The organism is Halomonas sp. 141, from assembly GCF_002810305.1.
Taxonomy (GTDB): domain Bacteria; phylum Pseudomonadota; class Gammaproteobacteria; order Pseudomonadales; family Halomonadaceae; genus Vreelandella; species Vreelandella stevensii.
This window is the reverse complement of sequence record NZ_PINZ01000026.1, coordinates 1-21,479: the sequence shown is the minus strand read 5'-3', so window position 1 is coordinate 21,479 and position 21,479 is coordinate 1. Positions and strand designations below refer to the sequence as shown.

Sequence of the window (21,479 nt, the reverse complement as noted above, 5' to 3'; positions counted from 1 at the left end):
GCTGCTAAACTGCTGACTTTATTAGGGGAGAAACCAGCATGACACTTGCCGATATTGCCCGGCTGGCCGGGGTCTCGCGCACCACGGCAAGCTATGTAATCAACGGCCAGGCCGAACAGCGGCGAATCAGTGCCGCCACCATCGAAAAAGTCATGGCGGTGGTGCGCGAGTATCGCTACCACATCGACCCACAGGCCGCAGCTCTGCGCCGTGGCGCAAGCCGTTTGATTGGCTTGATCGTTCCAGACCTCGAAAACATCAGCTACGCCCGGCTGGCCAAGCGGCTGGAGCGGGGCGCCCGCGAGCGGGGCTATCAGCTTTTGTTGGTCAGCTCCGATGATTGTGCCGAGAGCGAGCGAGCGCTGGCGCTGGCGCTACGTGCCCAGCGTTGTGAAGTGCTGATCACCGCCAGCTGTCTGCCGGAAAACGACCCCTTTTATGCCGACCTGGCGGAGGAGGGTTGGAGCGTGGTGGGCATGGACCGAGGGCTGGCGCCGCACCGCTTTGCCAGTGTGGTCAGCAATGACCAGCAGGCGGCGTATGCGTTGACCCGCTCGGTCATCAGCCCCGCCACGCGCACGGTGGCGTGGCTGGATGCCATGCCAGAGCTGTCGGTGAGCCGAGAGCGGCGGGCCGGGTTTCAGCAGGCGCTGGCCGGGCAGAATATCCAGGCGTTGACGTTCAGCGGCGAGCGCTACGAACGCGATGTCGGGGTCGCGCTGGCGCGCCAGGCGTTTGAGAACGGCCCGGTGGATGCGCTGGTCACCGGGTCCTATGCGCTGATGGAAGGTGTCTTCGACGAGCTGCTGGCCAGAGGCGGGCTGTCCGCGTCGCTGCGGCTGGCCACGTTTGGCGATCACCGCTTATTGGATTTCCTGCCTCAGCCGGTCAATTCGGCACTGCAGGATTACGACCGCATTGCCGAGCTGACGCTGCAATGTGCACTGGATGCCATGAATGGGCGTTACCAGCCTGGCCAGCAGGTGGTCGAGCGCCACCTGCGTTCCCGCTAAATATTCTGATGTGAAGTGAATGCCCGGGCGGCGCTCACACCGAGCGCGCCTGGGCCCAGGCGTTGGCATCGGGAATGGCCATCTCGTAGTGCTCCCCCAGGTAAGGGGAGGAGAGTAGAAAATCGGCGCTGGCGGCGTTGCAGGCCACCGGCACGTTCCACAGGGCGGCCAGGCGCAGCAGGGCCTTGACGTCCGGGTCGTGGGGCTGGGGGGCGAAGGGGTCCCAGAAGAAGATCAGAATATCGAGCTGCTGCTCGGCAATTCGGGCACCAATTTGCTGGTCGCCGCCCAGTGGCCCGCTCATCAGCCCTTCCACCTGCAGGCCCAGCGAGGTGGTCAGCCGCCCCGAGGTCGTGCCGGTGCCCACCAGGGTGTGCTGGCTGAGCGTATCCTTCCAGCGCTCCGCCCACGCCAGCATCTCCGTTTTCTTGCCGTCGTGGGCGATCAGCGCAATGCGCTTGCGTGCGGGCAGCGTACGTACGGCCTGGCGGGGTGGGCGGGCATCGGTCATGTCGGGCTCTCCAGAGCAAGGATTAGTCGGCGTCAACGGCCAGCACTTTCATTGTGTTGGTGCCACCGTGGGCATTCATGTGGTCGCCGCGAGTAAGAATGACATGCTCGCCCGGGCGTGCCAATCCGTGGGTCTTGAGCAGTTTGATGGCTTCTGCATTGACCTGATCTGCGGCCATCTGGCTGGTATCGAACGGCAGCGAGACCACACCGCGATAGAGCGCCATGCGGCGCTGGGCAATCGGGCTATGGGCCAGGCCGACGATCGGCAAGCCAGAGCGGATGCGTGACGCGATCAACGGGGTGTAGCCGGTGGAGGTCATGCAGGCGATGGCGCGCACGCCCGTCAGGTGGTTGGCGGCGTACATGGCCGACAGGGCGATGGTTTCATCGATGCGCTCGAAACCCTCGTGAATCCGGTGCCCGGACGCCTGGGCCACCCGTTCCCGCTCGGCGCCCAGGCAGACGCGGTTCATGGCTTCAATGGTTTCGACCGGGTAGTCGCCTGCGGCGGTCTCCGCCGACAGCATCACTGCATCGGTGGCATCCAGCACGGCATTGGCCACGTCGAATACCTCGGCGCGGGTGGGCAGCGGTGACTCGATCATCGACTCCATCATCTGGGTGGCGGTGATCACGGCGCGGTTCAGCGTGCGGGCGTGCTTGATGATGCGTTTTTGGGTGCCGATCAGCGCTTCGTCGCCAATTTCCACACCCAGATCCCCCCGGGCGACCATGACCGCTTCGGAGGCCACGATGATGCCGTCCAGGGTTGCGTCGTCCGCCACGGCTTCGGCACGCTCCAGCTTGGCCACCAGGCCGATCTCCTTGCCTGCTTCTCCCAGCAGGGTGCGGGCTTCCTGCATGTCCGCCGCGCTGCGGGGAAACGACACGGCCAGGTAATCGACGCCAATCTCGATGGCGGTCTGCAGGTCCTGTTTGTCCTTGTCGGTCAGCGCCGGGGCGGAAAGGCCGCCGCCCTGCTTGTTGATGCCCTTGTTGTTGGAAAGCTTGCCACCCACGTGTACCCGGGTGTGCACTTCCTGCCCGCTAATCGAGGTGACGTCCAGCACCACGCGGCCGTCGTCGAGCAGCAGCCTGTCGCCCGGGTGCACGTCCTCGATCAGCGCCTTGTAATCGCAGCCAACTCGCTCGGTGGTGCCTTGCTGGGCATCCAGCGTCATGTCGAGTACGAAGGGCTGGCCGACCTCCAGCTGCACGGACCCTTCGATAAAGCGCGAGATGCGAATCTTGGGCCCTTGCAGGTCGCCCAGCGCTGCCACGCTGCGGCCCAGGCGTTGGGCAATCTCGCGCACGTCGTTGAGCCGACGACGATGGTCATCTGCCGAACCGTGGGAGAAGTTGAGGCGCACCACATCCACGCCCGCCTTGAGCATGGCCTCCAGCACGCCGGGGCGATCACTGGCCGGGCCTAGCGTGGCCACGATTTTGGTACGACGAAGCGGCGAAGAGGGCGCTGGGGTGGTCATGGGGCAGACTCCTGAATAGGTAGGGGCAACGCTCAAAACAGCTAGCCGTGGAGCGTTGCCGCGCAGGCCGATGAATCGGTCATTAAGTATTGGACTACGATAGCCTTTATATAGTAATTTTACTACATATTGGATAGTTATTAGCCTTTTGGGGCGGTTATGGCAGGTTTTAATCGGCCTTCAGGTGATTAAAGACGTATTTTTAGTAATTTTTTTACTGAATACGCCATCGACGACCACTGCTTGATAGAGGTGCTACCATGACAATAAGAGTTGCCATTAACGGATTTGGACGGATCGGCCGTAACGTGCTGCGCGCACTGTATGAGAACGGCTACCGTGACCGCGTTCAGGTGGTTGCCATCAACGACCTGGGTGACCCTTCATTGAATTCCCACCTGCTGCGCCACGACACGGTGCACGGCCATTTTCCCTTCACGGTAGAGCACGACGCCGAGAGCATCACCGTGGACGGCGACCGAATCGCCATTTCCTCCGAGCGTGACCCGGCCAATCTGCCCTGGTCAGCCCTGAACGTGGACCTGGTGATGGAGTGTACTGGCCTGTTCACCAAGCGTGACGCGGCGGCCAAACACCTTGCCGCCGGTGCCCAGCGGGTGCTGATCTCGGCGCCCAGCCCGGATGCCGATGCCACCGTGGTCTACGGCGTCAACGACGACGTGCTCACCGCCGAGCACAAGGTCGTTTCCAACGCTTCATGCACCACCAACTGCCTGGCCCCCGTGGCGAAGGCGTTGAACGATGCCGTGGGCATCGAGAACGGTCTGATGACCACCGTGCACGCGTACACCAACGACCAGAACCTGTCGGACGTCTATCACTCGGACCCGTACCGGGCGCGCAGTGCCACGCACTCGATGATTCCCACCAGGACCGGTGCGGCTCAGGCGGTTGGTCTGGTGCTGCCGGAGCTGGCGGGCAAATTCGATGGCCTGGCCGTGCGAGTGCCCGTGATCAACGTGTCACTGGTCGACCTGACGTTCACCGCCGGGCGTGACACGACCAAAGAAGAGATCAACGCCATCGTCGAGAAAGCCGCTGCAGGCTCTGCGGTGCTGGATGTCAATGCTCAGCCGCTGGTGTCGATTGACTTCAATCACAACGCCCACTCGTCGATTTTCGATGCCAATCACACCCGTGTGAATGGGCGTTTGGTGAAGATCATGGCCTGGTACGACAACGAATGGGGCTTCTCCAACCGTATGCTGGATACCGCTATCGCCATGCAGAAAACCGCCTGATCAGGCGTCTCAAGGGCAGGTGTCGCCCAGCAACAGCTCGGTCTTGAGCAGCTGCTGGGCCTTGGGGATGCGACCCAGAATCATGCTGGCGGCTACACGCCCCTTGCCAGTGCTATCCTGGCGCACCGTGGTCAGTCGCGGTGCCCGGTACTGCCCTTCGGCAATCCCATCGAACCCAGTGATGCGCAGCGTGTCAGGCACGCTGATATCGCGTTGCTCGGCCAGTGTCAGCGCTGTCAGCGCGATGCGATCAGACATGCACAGCAGCAGGTCAGGGCGTTGGCTGGCGGGTTGATCGAGTATCTCGGTGAGTACCGGGGCGCACACGTCGTAGACATTTTCCTCGATATTCCATAACGGGACCGTGTCGGTATCGAAGCCGTGTTCGGCAAGCGCAGCGTGAAAGCCTGCCAGCCGCGCGCGGCTGATGGTGCTGCTGTCGGGCAGCAGCGTATGCGCAGCGGTCACCCGTCCATTGCAGTGCTCTTTGGTTAGCCGCAAATTGATGATGGCAGGGCGTTCGGGCCGTTGCTTCAGGGCGTGCATGGCCATGGCGTAGCTGGCGTCACGGTCGTCGATATGCACCGTAGGGTAACCGTCGATGTCGAAATCCACTGAAACCAGCGGCCGCTGGGTGGGCAACTCATCGATCATCTTGCCATTGGGCATCAGCCCGTAGACGATGAAGCCATCGGCAATGTTGGCGGAATTGGGTAGCTGTGACGCGTGTCCGCGACCCGGCAGCAGCAGCAGGGTATGCCCGTGGGCATCGAGCACCTCTGCCACGCCGGAGAGAAACTCGCTGGCCACGGCATCGTTGAGGCTGTAGGTCAGGCTCTCGGCCAGGATCACCGCCACGATGCTGGAGCGCCCGGTGCGCAGGCTGCGTGCCTTGGCATCGGGGCCGTTGTAACCCAGCCGCTTGGCTTCGCGCAGGATGCGTTCGCGCAGCAAGGGGGAGAGCTGGTCCGGGCGATTGAAGGCATTGGAGATCGTCGCGGTGGAAACGCCAAGTTCCAGCGCCAGGTCTTTTAGGGTCATTCGACGGGAAACGGTCACGGTGCTTCCTGAGCAGGTTAAGTAGGACGCAGGCTAATTATTCGAGTGTTGCACAGGATAGCGGCCCTGAGGGGGCCAAGACTACCCTTCATTGAAGGGCGCTTGGGTCAGGGCCGAAGAGGGCGATCTGGGGTTCAGGCCGCCGAACGTTTGGCCGACAGCGTCAGTGCGCTGCCGCTTTCATCGAACAGGTGTACATGCGCCTGATCGGGCACCAGCGACACTTGCTGACCCTCCTGCCATTGGCTGGGGGCCTCGCTGCGATGAATCAGCAGCGTACTGCCTTCCTTAGGCTCCAGGTAGACATACACCTCGTTACCCAGATACTCGACATTGACGATGTCGAAGCAGTTGTCGCCTTGCGGGGCTTCCAGGCGCAGGTGCTCGGGGCGTACTCCCAGGGTCAGGCCCGTGCCGGGCGAGTAGCTTTCTGCCGATTGTGGCAGCGCCAGTTCGCCAATGCCCGTGGCCTTGACTCGGCAGCCGTCGGTGGAGCCGCTGGTCAACTGGGCTGGCAGGAAGTTCATGGTGGGCGAGCCAATGAAGCCTGCCACGAATTTGGTGGCCGGGCGCTGGTAGAGTTCGTGGGGGCTGCCCACTTGCTCCACATGGCCACGGTTGAGGACCACGATCTTGTCGGCCAGGGTCATGGCTTCCACCTGGTCATGGGTGACGTAGATCATGGTGGAGCCCAGCCGGTTGTGCAGGCGGGCGATTTCGTTGCGCATCTGCACCCGCAACGAGGCATCCAGGTTGGAGAGCGGCTCGTCGAACAGCAGTATGCGCGGCTCACGGGCCATGGCGCGGCCCATGGCCACCCGCTGGCGCTGGCCCCCCGAAAGCGCCTTGGGCTTGCGGTGCAGCAGCTCTTCGAGCTGAAGGATTTTGGCGGTGGTCATGACCCGCTCGTGTACCGTCTCCTTGGCGGTCTTGGCCAACTTCAGGCCAAATGCCATGTTGTCGTAGACGGTCATGTGGGGGTAAAGGGCGTAGGACTGAAACACCATGCCCACCCCGCGCTCCCGTGGCGGCAGGTCGTTGACCACCGTGCCACCAATGTTCAGGTCGCCGTCGGTGATCGACTCGAGCCCGGCGATCAGGCGCAGCAGGGTGGACTTGCCACAGCCAGAGGGGCCAACGAACACGACGAATTCACCGTCACCAATCGCCAGATCCACATCCTTGATGATGTGGTCACGTCCAAAGACCTTGTTGACCTTTTCAAGCGTAACACTTGCCATGGTAACTCCTTGCCGACCTCGACCCGCGATCGGGTCGGCTATCATTATTAAAGGTAACGGTGGCGGTCAGGCAACCTGCATGAAGGCAGCCTGGTACGCCGGTAGCGTCAGCGCGCTGCCGTCCCGGGTGGCGGTGAAGTTGGCCACGGCCAGGTCACTGGTCACTTCGACGGGCAGCGAAGCGTGCCGGGTCTGGCCGGTCAGGTTGAAGACACACAGCAGCGTTTCGTCGCCTTTTTGCCGGGTAAAGCCCAGCAGGTCGTCGCCGACGTCCACGAGGTTCAGGTCACCATCGAACAGCGCGGGGTGCTGGCGCCGGAAGGCCAGCAGGGCGCGCACGCTATTGAGCGTGGCGTTGGGGTCATCCTGCTGGCGGCTCACCGATAAGGCCAGGTGGCGGGGCTCCATGGGTAGCCACGGCTCGATCGCCGAGAAACCGCCCTGTTCGCCATCGTTCCAGGGCATCGGCGTGCGGCAGCCGTCGCGGCCCTTGAACTCGGGCCACAGCACTTTGCCATAGGGGTCTTGAATGCGCTCGAAGGGCACGTCGGCTTCCGGCAGGCCCAGCTCTTCGCCTTGGTAAAGGCAAACGCTGCCGCGTAGCGAAAACAGCATGGCCAGCATGACTTTGGGGTAGGCGTGCGGGTCCTCTTCGGAGCCCCAGCGAGTGGCGCTGCGCACTACGTCGTGGTTGGAGGTGGCCCAGCAGGGCCAGGCGTCTCCCGCCAAACGCTGGAAGCGCTCGATGACTTCGCGCAGGTAGCTCGCCGAATGCGGCATGTTGAGCAGGTCGAAGGTGTAAGCCATGTGCAGCTTGTCACCTCCGGCGGTGTACTCGGCCATGCGTTCCAGCGGGTTGTCGTCGCCGATTTCGCCCACCGTCGTGGTGCCGGGGTACTCATCCATCAAGGCGCGCAGGTCCTGCAGGAAGCCCAGGTTCTCCGGGCGGCTGAGGTCGTAGACATGGCGCTGCCAGGTGTAGGGGTTGGCTTCCGGGGCGCCCAGGGTTTTGGCTTCGCCTTTGGGCACCGGCGGGTTGTCCCGCAGCTCGGCATCGTGGAAGTAGAAGTTGACCGTGTCCAGACGGAACCCATCGACGCCCAGATCGAGCCAGAAGCGCATGTTGTCCAGCTGCGCCTGACGCGCTTCCGGGTGGTGGAAATTGACGTCCGGCTGGCTGGTCAGGAAGTTGTGCAGGTAGTACTGCTGGCGGCGGGAGTCGAAAGTCCAGGCCGGGCCGCCAAAAATCGACAGCCAGTTGTTGGGTGGCGTGCCATCGGGCTTGGGGTCCGCCCAGACGAACCAGTCCGCCTTGGGATTGGTGCGATCCTGACGGCTCTCCTTGAACCAGGGGTGCTGGTCCGAGGTGTGGCTGATCACCTGATCGATCATCACCTTCAAGCCCAGCGAGTGAGCCTTGGCCAGCAGCGCCTTGAAGTCGTCCAAGGTGCCGAACATCGGGTCCACGTCGCGGTAGTCGCTGACATCGTAGCCAAAGTCGAGCATCGGCGAGGTAAAAAAGGGCGAGAGCCAGATGCCGTCCACGTTGAGCGATGCCACGTAGTCCAGCTTCTCGGTGATGCCGTTCAGGTCACCCACGCCGTCGCCACGGCTGTCCAGAAAGCTGCGCGGGTAGATTTGGTAAATAACGCCGCCGCGCCACCACATCGTATTGTCTTGCATTCCATCGTTCCTTAAAAACGGTTGCTGAGAGTCATCAGCGAATTCATCGAGAGCGTCTATCGGGTCAGCCCTTCACCGCGCCAGCCGTCAGGCCAGACACGATGCGGCGCTGGAAGATGATCACCAGGATCACCAGCGGCACGGTTACCACGACGGACGCGGCCATGATCGGCCCCCAAGGCAATTCATAAGCACTGCCGCCCGAGAGCAGGGCGATGGCCACAGGCACCGTGCGCTGGGCATCGGTGAGTGTGAAGGTCAGCGCGAACAGGAACTCGTTCCAGGCGGCAATGAAGGCCAGCAGTCCGGTGGTGGCCATGGCGGGCCACATCAACGGTAAAAACACTTTGGTGATGGTGACCCAGGGAGTGGCACCATCCATGATCGCGGCCTCTTCCAGCTCCATGGGCAGCTGCTTCATGAACGTGGTCAGCACCCAGACGGTGAACGGCAGGGTGAAGATGGTGTAGCTGAGAATCAGGCCCGCCGGGTTGTTGTAAAGGTTCAGCGCGCGAATGACCTCGAAGAGCCCCGACAGCACCGCCACCTGGGGGAACATGGAGACCCCGAGGATCACCAGCAGTACCGTGGAGCGGCCGCGAAAACGCACTCGTCCAAGCGCATAGGACGCGGTAATGCCTAGCAACAGCGCAATGAATACCACGCTGAAGGCGATAATGATCGAGTTGAAGATGGCGCGCAGGAAGCTGGTCTGGCTGAAAATTTGAACGTAGTTGTTCATGTTCCAGTCGGAGGGCCACAGTTCCACGCGAAACAGGTCGCTGGAGGGTTTGATCGAGGTGATCACCGCGTAGTAGAACGGGAAGACTGCGTATACCATGATGAGCGCAATCAGCGCCCAGAAACCGACGCGTTTGGCTATTTTGGCTAGCTGACGAGTGGTCATCAGTCACCTCCCAGTTGGATCTTGTTGCGGCCCAGATAGAGGTAGGCAATGGTGGCCAGCGCAATGATCAGGAACAGCAGCGTGGAGGCCGCGCTGCCGTAACCGACATCCTGAAACTCGACCAGCTGCTGGCGGGCGTAGACCGACATCGACATCGTGCTGGTGGAGTTGGAGGTCAGTACGTAAATCACGTCGAACACGCGCAGCGCATCCAGCAGGCGGAAGATCACCGCCACCATCAGCGCGGGTGTGATCAGTGGCAGCGTGACCTTGAAGAACACGCGTACCGGATGAATGCCGTCCACTTCGGCGGCTTCGTAGCAATCCTTGGGCAGCATCTGCAGCGCGGCCAGTACCAGCAGCGCAACAAAGGGAATGGTTTTCCATACGTCCACCATGATGACCGCCCACATGGAGTAGGTGGCGCTGGCGGTCCAGGCGATGGGGTTGTCGATGATGCCGACGGCCATCAACATATGATTGATGATGCCGAACTGGTCGTTGAGCATCCATGCCCACATCTGGGCAGAGACGATAGTCGGGATGGCCCAGGGGATCAGCACCGCGGCCCGGACGATCACCCGGCCCTTGAATTCGGCATTCAGGATCAGCGCCACGATGACACCGAAGATGACTTCCAGTGACACGGATACCACCGAGAAGTAGACCGTGTTCCAGACCGAGCGCCACCAGATGGGGTCGGCCAGTACGCCGAACCAACGACCATCCTCATAAACCAGATAGTTTTCGAAACCGATCAGGTTGGCCGCACCCAAGTCCGATAGCGACGCATCGGTAAAGCTCAAAAAGAACGTGCGCAGGAGCGGCCAGCCAGCCACCAGGGTCAGGGCGATCAGCATGGGGGCCAGGAACAGCCAGGCCGCCTTGACCCGTTGACGGCGCACCTTGGTGCCGCGCTGGCGCCTTGGGGGCGCTATGGAACGCGCCCCAGAGGGCGCGTCGTGGTGAGAAGTGCTCGGCATGGGGGTCTCCGCAATTACCAGTTACGACGCTTCAGGCGCAGCAGTTCGCCTTCCAGGTCGGCAACGCCCTGAGCGCCATCCTTGCTGCCGGAAAGCACGTCATGAGTGGTGCTGAAAAAGGCGTTGCTGACGCGGCCATAGGCATCACCGGTAGGCGCAGACGGGCGCGCGACGGCATTGGTGAACGTGCCGTAGAGCGTGCCGAAGAAGGGCGCTGCTTCCAGCACTTCCTCGTCCTGGTAGAGCGCATCCAGGGTAGGGTTGTAGGACGCCTGAATGGCGCGGCGTTTCTGCTCTTCCTCGCCGGTCAGGAAGGCCACCAGATCAGCGGCCAGTTCGGGGTTGTTGCTGTAGCGAGAGACCGCCAGGTTCCAGCCGCCCAGGCCCGCAGCACTTTGCCCTTCATCACCACCGGCCGGCAGCTGGACCACACCCACCTTCCCGCGTACGTCGCTGTCATCGCTTTGGGCCAGCGCCCAGGCGTAGGGCCAGTTGCGCATGAACACTGCGTTACCGCCCTGGAAAACCCCGCGGGCTTCCTCTTCGGTGTAGTTCAACACGCCTTCCGGGGCGATATCCCCCACCCAGGAGGCAGCCAAGTCAAGAGCCTGTGCGGCGCGCTCGTTGTTGATGGTCACTTCGCCGTCGTTATCGACCACGGTACCGCCACCAAAGCTGGCAACCCACTCGAGGGCGTTGACGGTCAGCCCTTCATAAGCGCGCCCCTGGAACACGAAGCCCTGCATGCGGCTGTTGCCTTCAGCGCGTTCAGCCGCTTGAATCTCGCGGGCCGTTTCGGTGAGTGCCTGCCAGGTGGTCGGAACGTCATGACCGTGCTTTTCCAGCAGGTCTTCCCGGTAGTAAAGCACGCCTGCATCGGTAAACCAGGGCATGGCGACCAGCCGGTCATCGATGGTGTTGTTGACCACGATCGTTTCGAAGTGGCCGTCGGATGCGTTGTTGCCCAATACCTCGCGAAGATCGAGCAGGTGGTTGGCCAGCAGGCCGGGCCACACCACGTCAACCTGCATCACGTCGATATCGCTGGAGTTGGCGGAGAGAATTTGTTGATAGAGAGATAGGCGCTCGGTGGACGAGTTGGGCGTTGAAACCACATCGACGCTGTGGCCGGTTTTCTCTTCCCAAGCGCGTACGCCTTCTTGGCAAAGGGTCAACTCTGCGCCAACCGCACCACAGGAGATCGTCAGTTCGGCCGCTTGGGCAGGCCCGGTGGCACTGGCAAGACTGGCCAAAGCGATAGCTGAAGTGAGTAGTGTCTTTTTCATTACGGCGTTCCTCGGCGTTTATTGTTGTGGGTGATGGGGGATCAGAGCGCTTGTAGCGCCTACTTAAACGATTAAGTACGCTGCCAGTTAGCCGTCTGTCGTCGTGAAGTTCAATAGAGACTTTTGTCTAATCTATTTCAATTCGGTTTCTCTAAGATAAATAGTGCTTTAGACATTGGTCGATAATTAGTAAAAGATTGTTGGTTTACTAGCTCTTAATCGATTAAGTTTTAGTGGCTGTCGCTCTTCGGCTCAAAATAGAAGTTGCTTTGCAACATTATTCAAGGGAAGGCGGTGCCTGGAGCCAGCGTCACGATCAGAACAATAGGGTTTAAAATAGGACTTAAAACAATGCACAAAATGACATTCAAGACACCATTAGCCATCGCCGTTGCCACTGCCAGCCTCGGACTTTGCGGTGTTGCCAACGCCGACACGACGATGGAAGAGCGCTTTGCCGAGCTAGAAGCGCGCATTGCGGCCGCCGAGCAGCGGGCTGAGGCTGCCGAGCACCGCGCGGAGTTAGCTGAGCAGGGGCGCGGTGCTGCGCCTGCTTCAAGCGCGCCAGCAGCGGCAACTACCGATGCCGATATCGAAGAGCGCCTGGCGCGCGTTGAGCGCCAAGCCAGCGGCGAAGAAGGTTTCTCGTTTAACGTTTATGCCCGCTCTGGACTGCTGCTAGGCGAAGATCGCAAGAGCATCGATGGCGGCCCCTATGTGACCCCGGCCGGTAACCTGGGCGGCGCAGTGGGCCGTTTGGGTAACGAAACAGACACCTACGCCGAAGCTATCCTGAACTACCGCATGCAGTTTGATAACGGTGCAAAAGCGCGCTACACCACGATGATTGCGGACGGTGTCAATACCAGCAACGACTGGACGGGAGATGAGTCCCAGCTCAACGTCCGTCAGGCCTATGCCGAGTTCAGCGACCTGCCCAGCTTCACCGGGGCCTTCGAAAATGCCTCCATCTGGGCGGGTAAGCGCTTCGACCGGGATAACTTCGATATCCACTGGCTGGACAGCGACGTCGTATTCCTGGCCGGTACCGGTGGCGGTATCTACGATATTCAGCTGGCCGATAACTGGAAGTCCAACTTCTCGCTGTATGGTCGCAGCTTCAGCGACTATCCGGTCGTCAACCGCGAAAACCCCGGTCTTACCAGCAACACCGACAACCTGATCCTGACCTCCAACAACTACTTCGGTAACTGGCAGGTGATGGCGAACGTGATGTCGGCCGCCGATAACGACGAGCGCGACATCGGCGTAGGCCAGACCGCCGCCGACAGCGGCTGGCACACCATGGTGGCGTACCACGGCGACAGCTTCTTCGGCCTGGGCGAGGGTAACTTCAAGGCGGCGCTGCTGCACGGCCAGGGGCTAGGGGCGGAAGTGAAAGGGCTGGGCAGCAATGGCGACCTGACCGACGACGCCACGGCGACTCGCCTGGCGGTCTACGGCACCACCTACATTGCCCCGCAGTGGCGCATTGCGCCCTCGATTCTGGCAGAGGTCAGCGACGACCGTTTTGCCGATGGCGACAGCTACTCCTGGGCCACGCTGAACGTGCGCCTGGCCAACGAGATTACCCAGAACTTCGAGATGCAGTACGAGGGTAGCTACCAGTACATGGATCTGGACCCCAATGGCTTCAATGGCCGCAATGCCGTCAGCGGCAATTTCGGCAAGCTGACCATTGCGCCCACTTTCAAGCCGGATGTCGGTGGCTTCTGGAAGCGTCCTGAAATTCGTCTGTTCGCCTCCTATACTGACTGGGATGCCGAGCTGAACGGCTACACGATGGAAGACTCGTTTGGCAACGATGGCTTTACCGGGGGCCAGTGGAGCTTCGGCGTACAAACTGAGGTATGGTTCTAAGAGCGAACCGCTCACTAGCAAGGCTGTTATTGATACGTTTGTTTCACCAATGCCGATTGCCCGCGCTCCGTCGCGGGCTTTTTGCTCGTTAGACTCGACCTAGGGAGGCACCGATGCTGCTGCTCAAGGAAAAACTGAAGGCGCCGCCGCTACCTCCCTGTACGGTGGCGCGGCCGCGTTTGAATGACCACTTCGCGTTGAGCGAGCAGGTGCGCCTGCTGGTGGTTCAGGCGCCACCGGGCTATGGCAAGACCACGCTGCTGGCCGAGCGGCTGCCAGTCCTGGAGCAGCAGGCAAGCTGGCTGCGGTTGGACGAGCAGGACAATCAGACACACCGCTTTCTGGCCTACTGGCAGGCGGCCATGGACACTCTGTTGGCCCCTCAGGTCACGCTGACGCCGGGGGATGACAGCGAATGCATTGCCCACATGGAGCGCTGGTTGACGGAGCTACCCGAACAGCACGCGCCTTGCCGACTGGTCGTGGATGGCTTCGAGCATCTTACCAACCCCGAGATTCTCACCGCGCTGGCCCACTGGCTGCGCCATCAGCCGCCCTGGCTGACCTTGACCCTGGCCAGCCGGTCACGCCCGGCACTGGGGCTGGCCAGCCTGCGGCTGCGCGGTGAGCTTGAAGAGATCGACCTTAGCGCCCTGGCCTTCGATAGCGAAGAGGCGCAAACCCTCTGCGCTGAGCAGCTCAGTTTTCCGCCTACCCGGGTGAGCCTGGAGCGAGCGCTACGCAGAAGCGGCGGTTGGGTGATGGCACTGAATTGGCTGGTGGAGCGCACCACTACCCGCGCCGGGTTCGATGCGCTGGTCGAGCGCTTAAACGGCGGGCATCCTGATTTTGTGGCTTGGTTTGATGAGCTGCTGGCCGAGGCACTGCCCCCTGAAGAGCGTGAACTCATGCTGCAGCTTGGGGTGCTGGAGCGTTTCTCCCCCGAACTCATGGCACGTTTGCTGGAGGGCGAGCGGCTCACCCAGCGGCTAGGGGCCTTTGAACAGGCGGGGCTGTTTGTCGAGCGGCCCGACCCGCATGCCCAGTGGTACCGCTTTCAACGGCTGTTTGGTGAGTACCTGCGCCACCGCCGCCACGAGCTAAGCCTGGCCACCCAGCGCACGCTGCACCAGCGGGCCAGCCAAGCCTGGTTGGCACTCAACGACCCGGTAATGGCGCTGCGCCAAGCCATTCTGGCGGAAACGCCCGATGATGTGGCCAGCCTACTGGTTTCTCAAGGGCCTGCACTGCTTGCCAGTGGGGCCTACGCGCTGCTGGCTCAAGGCCTCGGGCTACTAGGAGAGCCGCAAATCTCGACACGCCCGGAGCTGGCGCTGCTTTACGGCTGGGTATCCCACGCCCAGTTTCAGTTTGATATCACCGCACGGGTGATTAGCTGGATCGAAGCGCAGCTGGAGGCCCCAGAGTGGCAGCGGCTGACTGCCGAGTTTGCTACCCTGCGCGCCCAATTAGCGATCAATCAGGGCAACGCCGAGCGCGCTGCGCCGCTCGCTGAACAGGCGCTGGCCGTGCCCGCCCGCTATTTGGCCTCCACCCCGCTGACCGCGACCGCCATCTTGAGCGAGGCGCGTTTCGTGCTGGGCTATCTGGACGAGTCGCTGCAACGGGTGCGCGAGGTGGAGCGTCTGGCACGCCAGCGAGAGGATCACCAGCTGCTGCTGTGGTCGCTCTGCCATCAGTCGGAAACGCTGGTGGCCCAGGGGCGCTTGCAAGCCGCTTATGATATTCAAGAGCGCGCTTTTGTCCACTTAGAGCGGGCAGAGCTTGAGCACCTGCCCGTGGCGGAATTTCTCTACCGGATTCGCAGCCAGGTGCTTTGGGAGTGGCACCGCCTGGATGAAGCCGAGCAGGCCGCGCTGAAAGGCATTGCCGTGCTGGATAACCAGGGCGAGCGTTGGACGCTGCAGTGCCATATTCAGCTGGCCAAAATTGCCCAGAGCCGTGGCGACCAGGCCCAGTGCGCCGACCATATCCGGCGGCTGCGTAAAATCCTCGCCGAAGGCGATTACCATATCGACTGGGTGGCCAATGCCCACGCCACGCTGCTGGCCTGGTGGCACTCCACGCAAGACCTCGACGCGGTAGAGCGCTGGCGTCAGGAAGCGCCCGCCCCCATCACCGACAGGGCCACCAACCATTTCGCCCAGTGCAACGTGCGCAACCACGCCCGGGCGCTCACGCTGCTGGGCCACGTGGATGAGGCCCGCACGCTGCTGGAAGCGCTCGAAGTGCATACTCAAAGACTAGGGCTAGTCACCGATGCCAACCGCAACCAGCTCTGCCTCGCGGCCGCTGCGTGGTCGGCTGGCCAGGAGACGCAAGCCCGCCACCACATGCATCAAGCGCTCAGCTTGGCTTCCCGCACCGCGCTGGTAGGCAGCTTTCTGCGCCTGGGTAAACCGCTTGGCGAGCTGCTCAACGGCTTACTCGCCAGCGGCACGCTAGCGGCTTTAGAGCAGGCGAGGGCAGAGCGGCTGCTGGCGCTGGCGGGCCAACAGAAGGATTTCGGCTGCGCCCGACGCTTAATACTGGATGAAACGGTCATCGCCGATATCGTCGCAAGACCTGACGTGCCGGAACTGATCCGCACCTCACCGCTGACCCGCCGTGAGTGGCAGATCCTCGGGTTGATTCATGCGGGGCTATCCAACGAGCAGATTGCCGAACAACTCTCGGTGGCCCAGACCACCATCAAAACCCATATCCGCAGCCTTTACCAGAAGCAGAACATTCGTCGCCGTGAGGAGGCCATACACCTGGCGGGGCAGCTACTGGCCCACATTCACGGGGATTGACCCCGTCGGAAGGCTGCCCAGCGCCCTCGGTTCGCCTCCTCCTCTCGACTACGCCCGGTACTCCCTGCGGGGGAGGATTCGATCCCGCCGCGCAGCCTGCATCATGCCCTTATCGCTGATAACAACCATAAGGATTCGCCATGATGCAGACACCTTCTACTTCGCACTATGTTGGCAGCCAGGGGGCCGACTGGTGGCGCGGCGCGGTGATTTATCAAATCTACCCGCGCAGCTTCATGGATAGTCGTGGCGACGGCATTGGCGACCTGCGGGGGGTGATCGAGAAGCTCGACTACATTGCCTCACTGAACGTCGACGCCATTTGGCTTTCGCCCTTTTTTACCTCGCCCATGAAGGATTTTGGTTACGACATCAGCAACTACCGCGATGTCGATCCAATGTTCGGCAGTCTGGAAGACTTCGACCGGCTGGTCGAGGCGGCTCATGCCCGCGGGCTGAAAGTCACCATCGATCAGGTCATGTCGCACACCTCCGACCAGCACGCCTGGTTCGAGGAGAGTCGCCAAAGCCGCGATAACCCCAAAGCCGACTGGTACGTATGGGCCGACCCCAAACCCGACGGCGCGCCGCCGACCAACTGGCAATCCGTGTTTGGCGGCAGCGCCTGGCAGTGGGATACCCGACGCTGCCAGTACTACCTGCACAACTTTCTGGCCAGCCAGCCAGACCTCAATTTCCGCACCCCTGCCGTGGTCGAGGCCATTCTCGAAGAAGCGCGGTTCTGGCTGGAGCGTGGGGTCGATGGTTTTCGCCTCGATGCGGTCAATTTCTGTACCCACGGCGAGTTGAAGGATAATCCGCCGCGTCAGGAGATCACCGAAAGCTTTCTGGGCGTGCGCCCCGACAACCCCTATGGCTATCAGCTCCACCAGTACGACAAGACCCAGCCGGAAAACCTGGTATTCCTGGAGCGGCTTCGGGCGCTGCTCGATGAGTACCCCGGCGCCACCAGCGTCGGTGAAGTGGGGGATGACGACGCCCTCGGCGTCATGGCGGCCTACTCCCAGGGGGGGCAGCGGCTGCACATGTGCTACTCGTTCAACCTGCTGACCGACAAGGCCGACCCGACGTACCTGCACGAAACGCTGACCGAGATGGAAGCGCGGATTGGCGATGGCTGGCCCTGCTGGGCGCTGGGCAACCATGACGTCACGCGGCTGGCGACTCGCTGGCAGGCCCAGGGGCAGCTCGATAAGCTGCGTCTGTACATGGTGTTCTTGCTCAGCCAGCGGGGCAGCGTGTGCCTCTACCAAGGGGAGGAGTTGGGGCTGCCCGAAGCGCAGCTGACCTTCGAGCAGCTGGTGGACCCGGCAGGCATTACCTTCTGGCCTGCCTATAAAGGCCGTGATGGCTGCCGTACGCCGCATCCCTGGCAGGCAGATAGCCGCCATGCTGGCTTCAGTCGTGCCACGCCCTGGCTGCCGGTGCCCGAAACCCACGCAGCGCTGGCAGTCGATCAGCAAGAGCAGGATGCCGATTCACTGCTCAACGCTTACCGGGAGTTCCTGGCGTTTCGCCGCACCCAGCTCGCGCTGGTCAAGGGGGAAGTACGCTACCACCCGGTGCGTGACGAGGTGCTCTGCCTGGAGCGCACCTATCAGCAAACCCGCCTGTTGGTGGCGCTGAACTTCAGCGATCAGACCATTACCCGCTCGGCGCCCGAGCATGCTGAAGCACTGGAAGGCGCCCCCCATTGGCTCAAGGGCGAATGGCAGGCCGGTACGCTGACGCTGCCGCCGTTTGGCGTGGCAATTGCCCGCTGCCCACAGGCTCAGGAGGATACATCATGGGACGTTTGACCCTTAGCGGCATCGGCAAGTCGTTTGACGGCGTCGAAATCTCTCGGGATATCGACCTCACCATCGAAGACGGCGAGTTCGTGGTGTTCGTGGGCCCCTCCGGCTGTGGTAAATCCACGCTGCTGCGCATGATTGCGGGTCTGGAGGACATTACCACCGGGGACATGCAGCTGGATGGCCAGCGGATCAACGAGATTCCACCCCAGGAGCGGGACATCGGCATGGTGTTCCAATCCTACGCCCTCTACCCGCACATGAGCGTGGCCGAGAACATGGCGTTCGGACTCAAGCTGGCGCGTACCGACAAGGCCGAGATTCGCCGTCGGGTGCAGCACGCCGCAGAAATGCTGCATCTCACCGAGCTTCTGGAGCGCAAGCCCAAGGATCTCTCTGGCGGCCAGCGCCAGCGGGTGGCCATTGGTCGGACGCTGGTGAAGGAGCCAGCGGTGTTCCTGTTCGACGAGCCGCTGTCGAACCTCGATGCCGCGCTCCGCGTGGACATGCGTATCCAGATTGCGGCGCTGCACAAGCGCTTGAATGCCACGATGATTTACGTCACCCACGATCAGGTCGAGGCGATGACCCTGGCCGACCGTATCGTGCTGCTTTCAAAAGGGCGTATCGCCCAGGTAGGCGCACCGCTGTCGCTGTACCACTTTCCCAACACGCTGGAAGTGGCGGAGTTCATCGGCTCGCCGCGCATCAATACCCTGCCGGTGACGGTGGTCGACCCCGGCCAGCAACACACGCTGGTACGCCTGCACACCGGCGACAGCCTGGCGGTGGCCGTGAACGGGCAGCAGCTCAAGGCGGGTGATCAGGCCACATTAGGGCTGAGAGCCGAAGATTTCGTTGCCGCAGAGCAGGCGGATGCTACCCTGGACGCCACGCTCATGGTGGCCGAAAAGCTGGGCTACGAGACCCTGGCCCATTGGCAGGTGGCGGGCCTGGACACCCCCTTGACCCAACGCCTGGGCGGGCTGGCACGACTGGTAGAAGGGCAGACATCCCCGCTGGGCATCACCGGCCAGCGCTGTCATTTGTTCGACGCCCAGGGGGATGCCTGCCCGCGCCAAGTCACGGTGGAAGGTGTTAGCCAATGACGCGTTGATATTTTTTTTAACAAGAGTGCATCCAATCGGTCTCCTCGTGTGTATCCCCTATACAGCCACGGCAAAAGTGGCTGATACACAACCCAAGGAGACTGACATGACCATTCAACATCTAACGCGTGCCACCCTCGCTGCGACCCTGATTGCATCCTTCAGTCAAGCCGCGCTGGCCGATGTGCCTGACGACATTCAAGTGCCGGATGGCCATAGCGTCGCTCTGGAAACAGTGGGCGTGGGCGCGATTACTTACATGTGTGAAGCCAAGGACGACGGTAGCCTGGGTTGGGTTTTCAAGGGCCCCCATGCGGCGCTGAATGACCGCGAAGGCAATCAGGTCGGCAGCTACTACGGTCCGCCCGCCACTTGGGAATCACTGGACGGCTCCAGGCTGACCGCAACGCAGCTGGCCGTATCTCCCAACGGTGACGGCAACATTCCGCTGCAGCTGGTAGAAGCCAATCCGGCCGAAGGTGAGGGGGCCATGAATGGCGTCACTTATATTCAGCGCCTGGACACCCAGGGCGGCGTGGCGCCCGATGTGGCCTGTGGTAGCGATAACGAAGGCGCCACCGCCGTGGTCACCTACCAGGCCGATTACATCTTCTGGACCGCTAACTGATCTCGTCAGCGCTACTCTGATGCGTTGAAGATGGGGGCTCGCATCGCGGGCCCCCAGCGATTATCCTCACTGAACTGCGACGATAGCGACCGACGCGTTACCAGGGAGTGATGATGTGTCCGACGAAGGTGGATCAACGACAGCCAACCCATTCGATCATCTCGATGCACTTACCCGCATCGCTCGTGGCGAGCAGGCCGCGCTTCATCAGCTGTACCAGCAGGAAGGCGCCAGGCTGCTCGGAGTGGTCTACCGCATCGTCAAGGATCGCGGCATGGCCGAAGACATCGTCCACGACGCCTGCTTGAACATATGGCAGCGTGCCGACACCTTCGACCCACAAAAGGGGGCTGCCCGCACCTGGGTTTTCAGCATTGCCCGCCATTTGGCGCTTAATGCCATGCGTGGGCGTGAGCGCCACGTCTATACCGACCTGAACGACCCCCACGAATTTGCCGATGACGACACTTTTCAGCACGCTTTCCAGGTCGAGGAAGCGTTCGATTGGCAAACTGGCGAGCGCATGGACGAGTGCTTGCAGCAGTTGGAAGCCGAGCGTCGCAACTGCGTTCTGCACGCCTATGTAGATGGGCTCAGCCACGCCGAGATCGCGGCGCACACCCGCACCCCGCTGGGGACGGTAAAAGCCTGGATCAAGCGTAGCCTGCTGCGCTTACGGGAGTGTATGGCATGACACGTGCTCATGAATCCGATGATCTGCATGCCCTGGCAGGGGAGTACGTGCTGGGCACGCTGCCGATAGCCGAGCGTGAAGCGTTCGAGGCCCGTCTGGCCAACGAGCCCGCGCTACAAACGGCGGTCGCCGCCTGGGAAGAGCGATTTTTCCCCTATACCGCCATCGTCGACCCCGTCACCCCCTCCGATTACCTATGGCCGCGCATCGAGCGCAGCCTGAAAGCATCCGCGGTGCGGCCTACTGCACCGGGAGTGACGCCTGCCCGCGCGGCGGCTGCCCCGCGCCGCCGATTGATGCACAGCCTGCCGTTCTGGCGGGCCGCCACGGGGGCGGGCCTGGCGGCAGCGTTGGCGATGGGCGTCATGCTGAGCAACGTCACGACACAGCCCGCCGTACCCGAGTACATGGTAGTGTTACTGGCGCCACAGACGCAGTCGGCAGGCTGGGTCGTGCAAGCGGCCAACCGCCAGGAGATTCAGCTGATCCCGCTGGGCACCTTCGAAGTGCCGGAGGGCAAGGCACTGGAATTCTGGACCAAGGCCGATGACTGGCAGGCACCCGTTTCGCTGGGGCTGGTGGAGCCGGGCCAGCCGCTGCGTCTGCGCCTGGACCAGCTCCCACCGCTGGAAGACAACCAGCTCTTCGAGCTGACCCTGGAAGATGAGACCGGCTCGCCCACCGGCTTGCCCACCGGCCCCATCGAGTTCATTGGCCGCGCGGTGGAGATCTGAGTTTGCCTTCAGCCTATTCGCGGCGTTAGCCGAGCGCGTCTGTCAAAAGAAGGTCAAGCCGACCTGAAACAGCCGCTCGACGTCGCGGATACGCCGTTTGTCGATCACGAACAGAATCAGGTGATCACCGCTCTCCACACGCACGTCGCCGTGGGCAATCATCACCTCCTTGCCGCGCACCACGGCACCGATGGTGGTGCCTTCGGGAAGCTCGATCTCATCGATGGTGCGGCCCACCACCTTGGAAGACTGCTTGTCGCCGTGGGCAATGGCCTCGATGGCTTCCGCCGCGCCCCGGCGCAGGGAGTGCACGTTGACGATATCGCCCCGGCGCACGTGGGTCAGCAGGCTGCCGATGGTGGCCTGCTG

Annotated in this window: 18 protein-coding genes; 9 read left to right on the top strand and 9 right to left on the bottom strand. The window is 62.1% G+C overall.

The genetic code is table 11. From position 1 onward, the window contains the following. The first annotated feature begins 38 nt into the window (after positions 1–38). Positions 39–1,013 carry a catabolite repressor/activator gene (cra, locus tag CWI66_RS11800; RefSeq protein ID WP_100731777.1) on the top strand — a complete coding sequence of 325 codons (975 nt, stop codon included), beginning with the start codon at positions 39–41 and terminating at the stop codon, positions 1,011–1,013. A gap of 34 nt (positions 1,014–1,047) precedes the next feature. Here cra and CWI66_RS11795 read toward each other — a convergent pair whose 3' ends face one another. Together CWI66_RS11795 and pyk are read right to left on the bottom strand one after the other, a co-directional pair. Next, on the bottom strand, positions 1,048–1,524 hold the full coding sequence (locus tag CWI66_RS11795) for a methylglyoxal synthase (RefSeq protein WP_100731776.1): 477 nt from the start codon (positions 1,522–1,524) through the stop codon (positions 1,048–1,050). A 22-nt stretch (positions 1,525–1,546) separates the two neighbouring features. Further along, entirely contained in the window at positions 1,547–3,013 is a 1,467-nt protein-coding gene (gene pyk / locus CWI66_RS11790) for a pyruvate kinase (RefSeq protein ID WP_016914224.1), read from the bottom strand. Between the two features lie 260 nt (positions 3,014–3,273). On the opposite strand from pyk, the gene gap reads away from it, so the two are divergent. Next, the gene (gene gap, locus CWI66_RS11785) at positions 3,274–4,275 is read left to right on the top strand and encodes a type I glyceraldehyde-3-phosphate dehydrogenase (protein WP_081135063.1); all 1,002 of its coding nucleotides are present in this window, start codon (positions 3,274–3,276) and stop codon (positions 4,273–4,275) included. Positions 4,276–4,284: 9 nt separating this feature from the next. Here the strand turns inward: gap and CWI66_RS11780 are convergent, their stop codons facing one another. From CWI66_RS11780 to CWI66_RS11755, 6 genes are all read right to left on the bottom strand, one after another. Next, on the bottom strand, positions 4,285–5,316 hold the full coding sequence (locus CWI66_RS11780; RefSeq protein WP_081135061.1) for a LacI family DNA-binding transcriptional regulator: 1,032 nt from the start codon (positions 5,314–5,316) through the stop codon (positions 4,285–4,287). A gap of 152 nt (positions 5,317–5,468) precedes the next feature. Then, positions 5,469–6,575, bottom strand: a complete 1,107-nt coding sequence (locus CWI66_RS11775; protein ID WP_016914221.1) for an ABC transporter ATP-binding protein — start codon at positions 6,573–6,575, stop codon at positions 5,469–5,471. Positions 6,576–6,641: 66 nt separating this feature from the next. Continuing rightward, positions 6,642–8,258 (bottom strand): alpha-glucosidase family protein, encoded by a 1,617-nt coding sequence (locus tag CWI66_RS11770; RefSeq protein WP_100731775.1) that lies wholly within the window; start codon positions 8,256–8,258, stop codon positions 6,642–6,644. A 64-nt stretch (positions 8,259–8,322) separates the two neighbouring features. Further along, entirely contained in the window at positions 8,323–9,165 is an 843-nt protein-coding gene (locus tag CWI66_RS11765) for a carbohydrate ABC transporter permease (protein ID WP_009099642.1), read from the bottom strand. Next, complete coding sequence (locus tag CWI66_RS11760) at positions 9,165–10,148, bottom strand: carbohydrate ABC transporter permease (protein ID WP_009099644.1); 984 nt, start codon at positions 10,146–10,148, stop codon at positions 9,165–9,167. Before CWI66_RS11760 ends, CWI66_RS11765 begins: the two co-directional genes overlap by 1 nt. A gap of 14 nt (positions 10,149–10,162) precedes the next feature. Then, positions 10,163–11,434 (bottom strand): ABC transporter substrate-binding protein, encoded by a 1,272-nt coding sequence (locus CWI66_RS11755; RefSeq protein ID WP_100731774.1) that lies wholly within the window; start codon positions 11,432–11,434, stop codon positions 10,163–10,165. 351 nt (positions 11,435–11,785) lie between these two features. On the opposite strand from CWI66_RS11755, the gene CWI66_RS11750 reads away from it, so the two are divergent. From CWI66_RS11750 to CWI66_RS11720, 7 genes are all read left to right on the top strand, one after another. Further along, complete coding sequence (locus tag CWI66_RS11750; protein WP_100731773.1) at positions 11,786–13,315, top strand: carbohydrate porin; 1,530 nt, start codon at positions 11,786–11,788, stop codon at positions 13,313–13,315. A 113-nt stretch (positions 13,316–13,428) separates the two neighbouring features. Continuing rightward, positions 13,429–16,131 (top strand): HTH-type transcriptional regulator MalT, encoded by a 2,703-nt coding sequence (gene malT / locus CWI66_RS11745; RefSeq protein ID WP_100731772.1) that lies wholly within the window; start codon positions 13,429–13,431, stop codon positions 16,129–16,131. A gap of 140 nt (positions 16,132–16,271) precedes the next feature. Beyond that, the gene (locus tag CWI66_RS11740) at positions 16,272–17,951 is read left to right on the top strand and encodes an alpha-glucosidase (protein ID WP_100731771.1); all 1,680 of its coding nucleotides are present in this window, start codon (positions 16,272–16,274) and stop codon (positions 17,949–17,951) included. After that, entirely contained in the window at positions 17,939–19,054 is a 1,116-nt protein-coding gene (ugpC, locus tag CWI66_RS11735; RefSeq protein WP_100731770.1) for a sn-glycerol-3-phosphate ABC transporter ATP-binding protein UgpC, read from the top strand. The genes CWI66_RS11740 and ugpC overlap by 13 nt, the downstream gene beginning before the upstream one ends. Before the next feature lie 106 nt (positions 19,055–19,160). Then, positions 19,161–19,682, top strand: a complete 522-nt coding sequence (locus CWI66_RS11730; RefSeq protein WP_100731769.1) for a DUF3455 domain-containing protein — start codon at positions 19,161–19,163, stop codon at positions 19,680–19,682. Positions 19,683–19,797: 115 nt separating this feature from the next. Beyond that, positions 19,798–20,376: a sigma-70 family RNA polymerase sigma factor gene (locus CWI66_RS11725; RefSeq protein WP_100731768.1), complete on the top strand. Its 579-nt coding sequence runs from the start codon at positions 19,798–19,800 to the stop codon at positions 20,374–20,376. Then, on the top strand, positions 20,373–21,110 hold the full coding sequence (locus CWI66_RS11720; RefSeq protein ID WP_100731767.1) for an anti-sigma factor: 738 nt from the start codon (positions 20,373–20,375) through the stop codon (positions 21,108–21,110). Before CWI66_RS11725 ends, CWI66_RS11720 begins: the two co-directional genes overlap by 4 nt. A 42-nt stretch (positions 21,111–21,152) precedes the next feature. Here the strand turns inward: CWI66_RS11720 and CWI66_RS11715 are convergent. Beyond that, on the bottom strand, positions 21,153–21,479 hold a 327-nt coding region (locus CWI66_RS11715), incomplete at its 5' end, for a TrkA C-terminal domain-containing protein (RefSeq protein WP_332868350.1).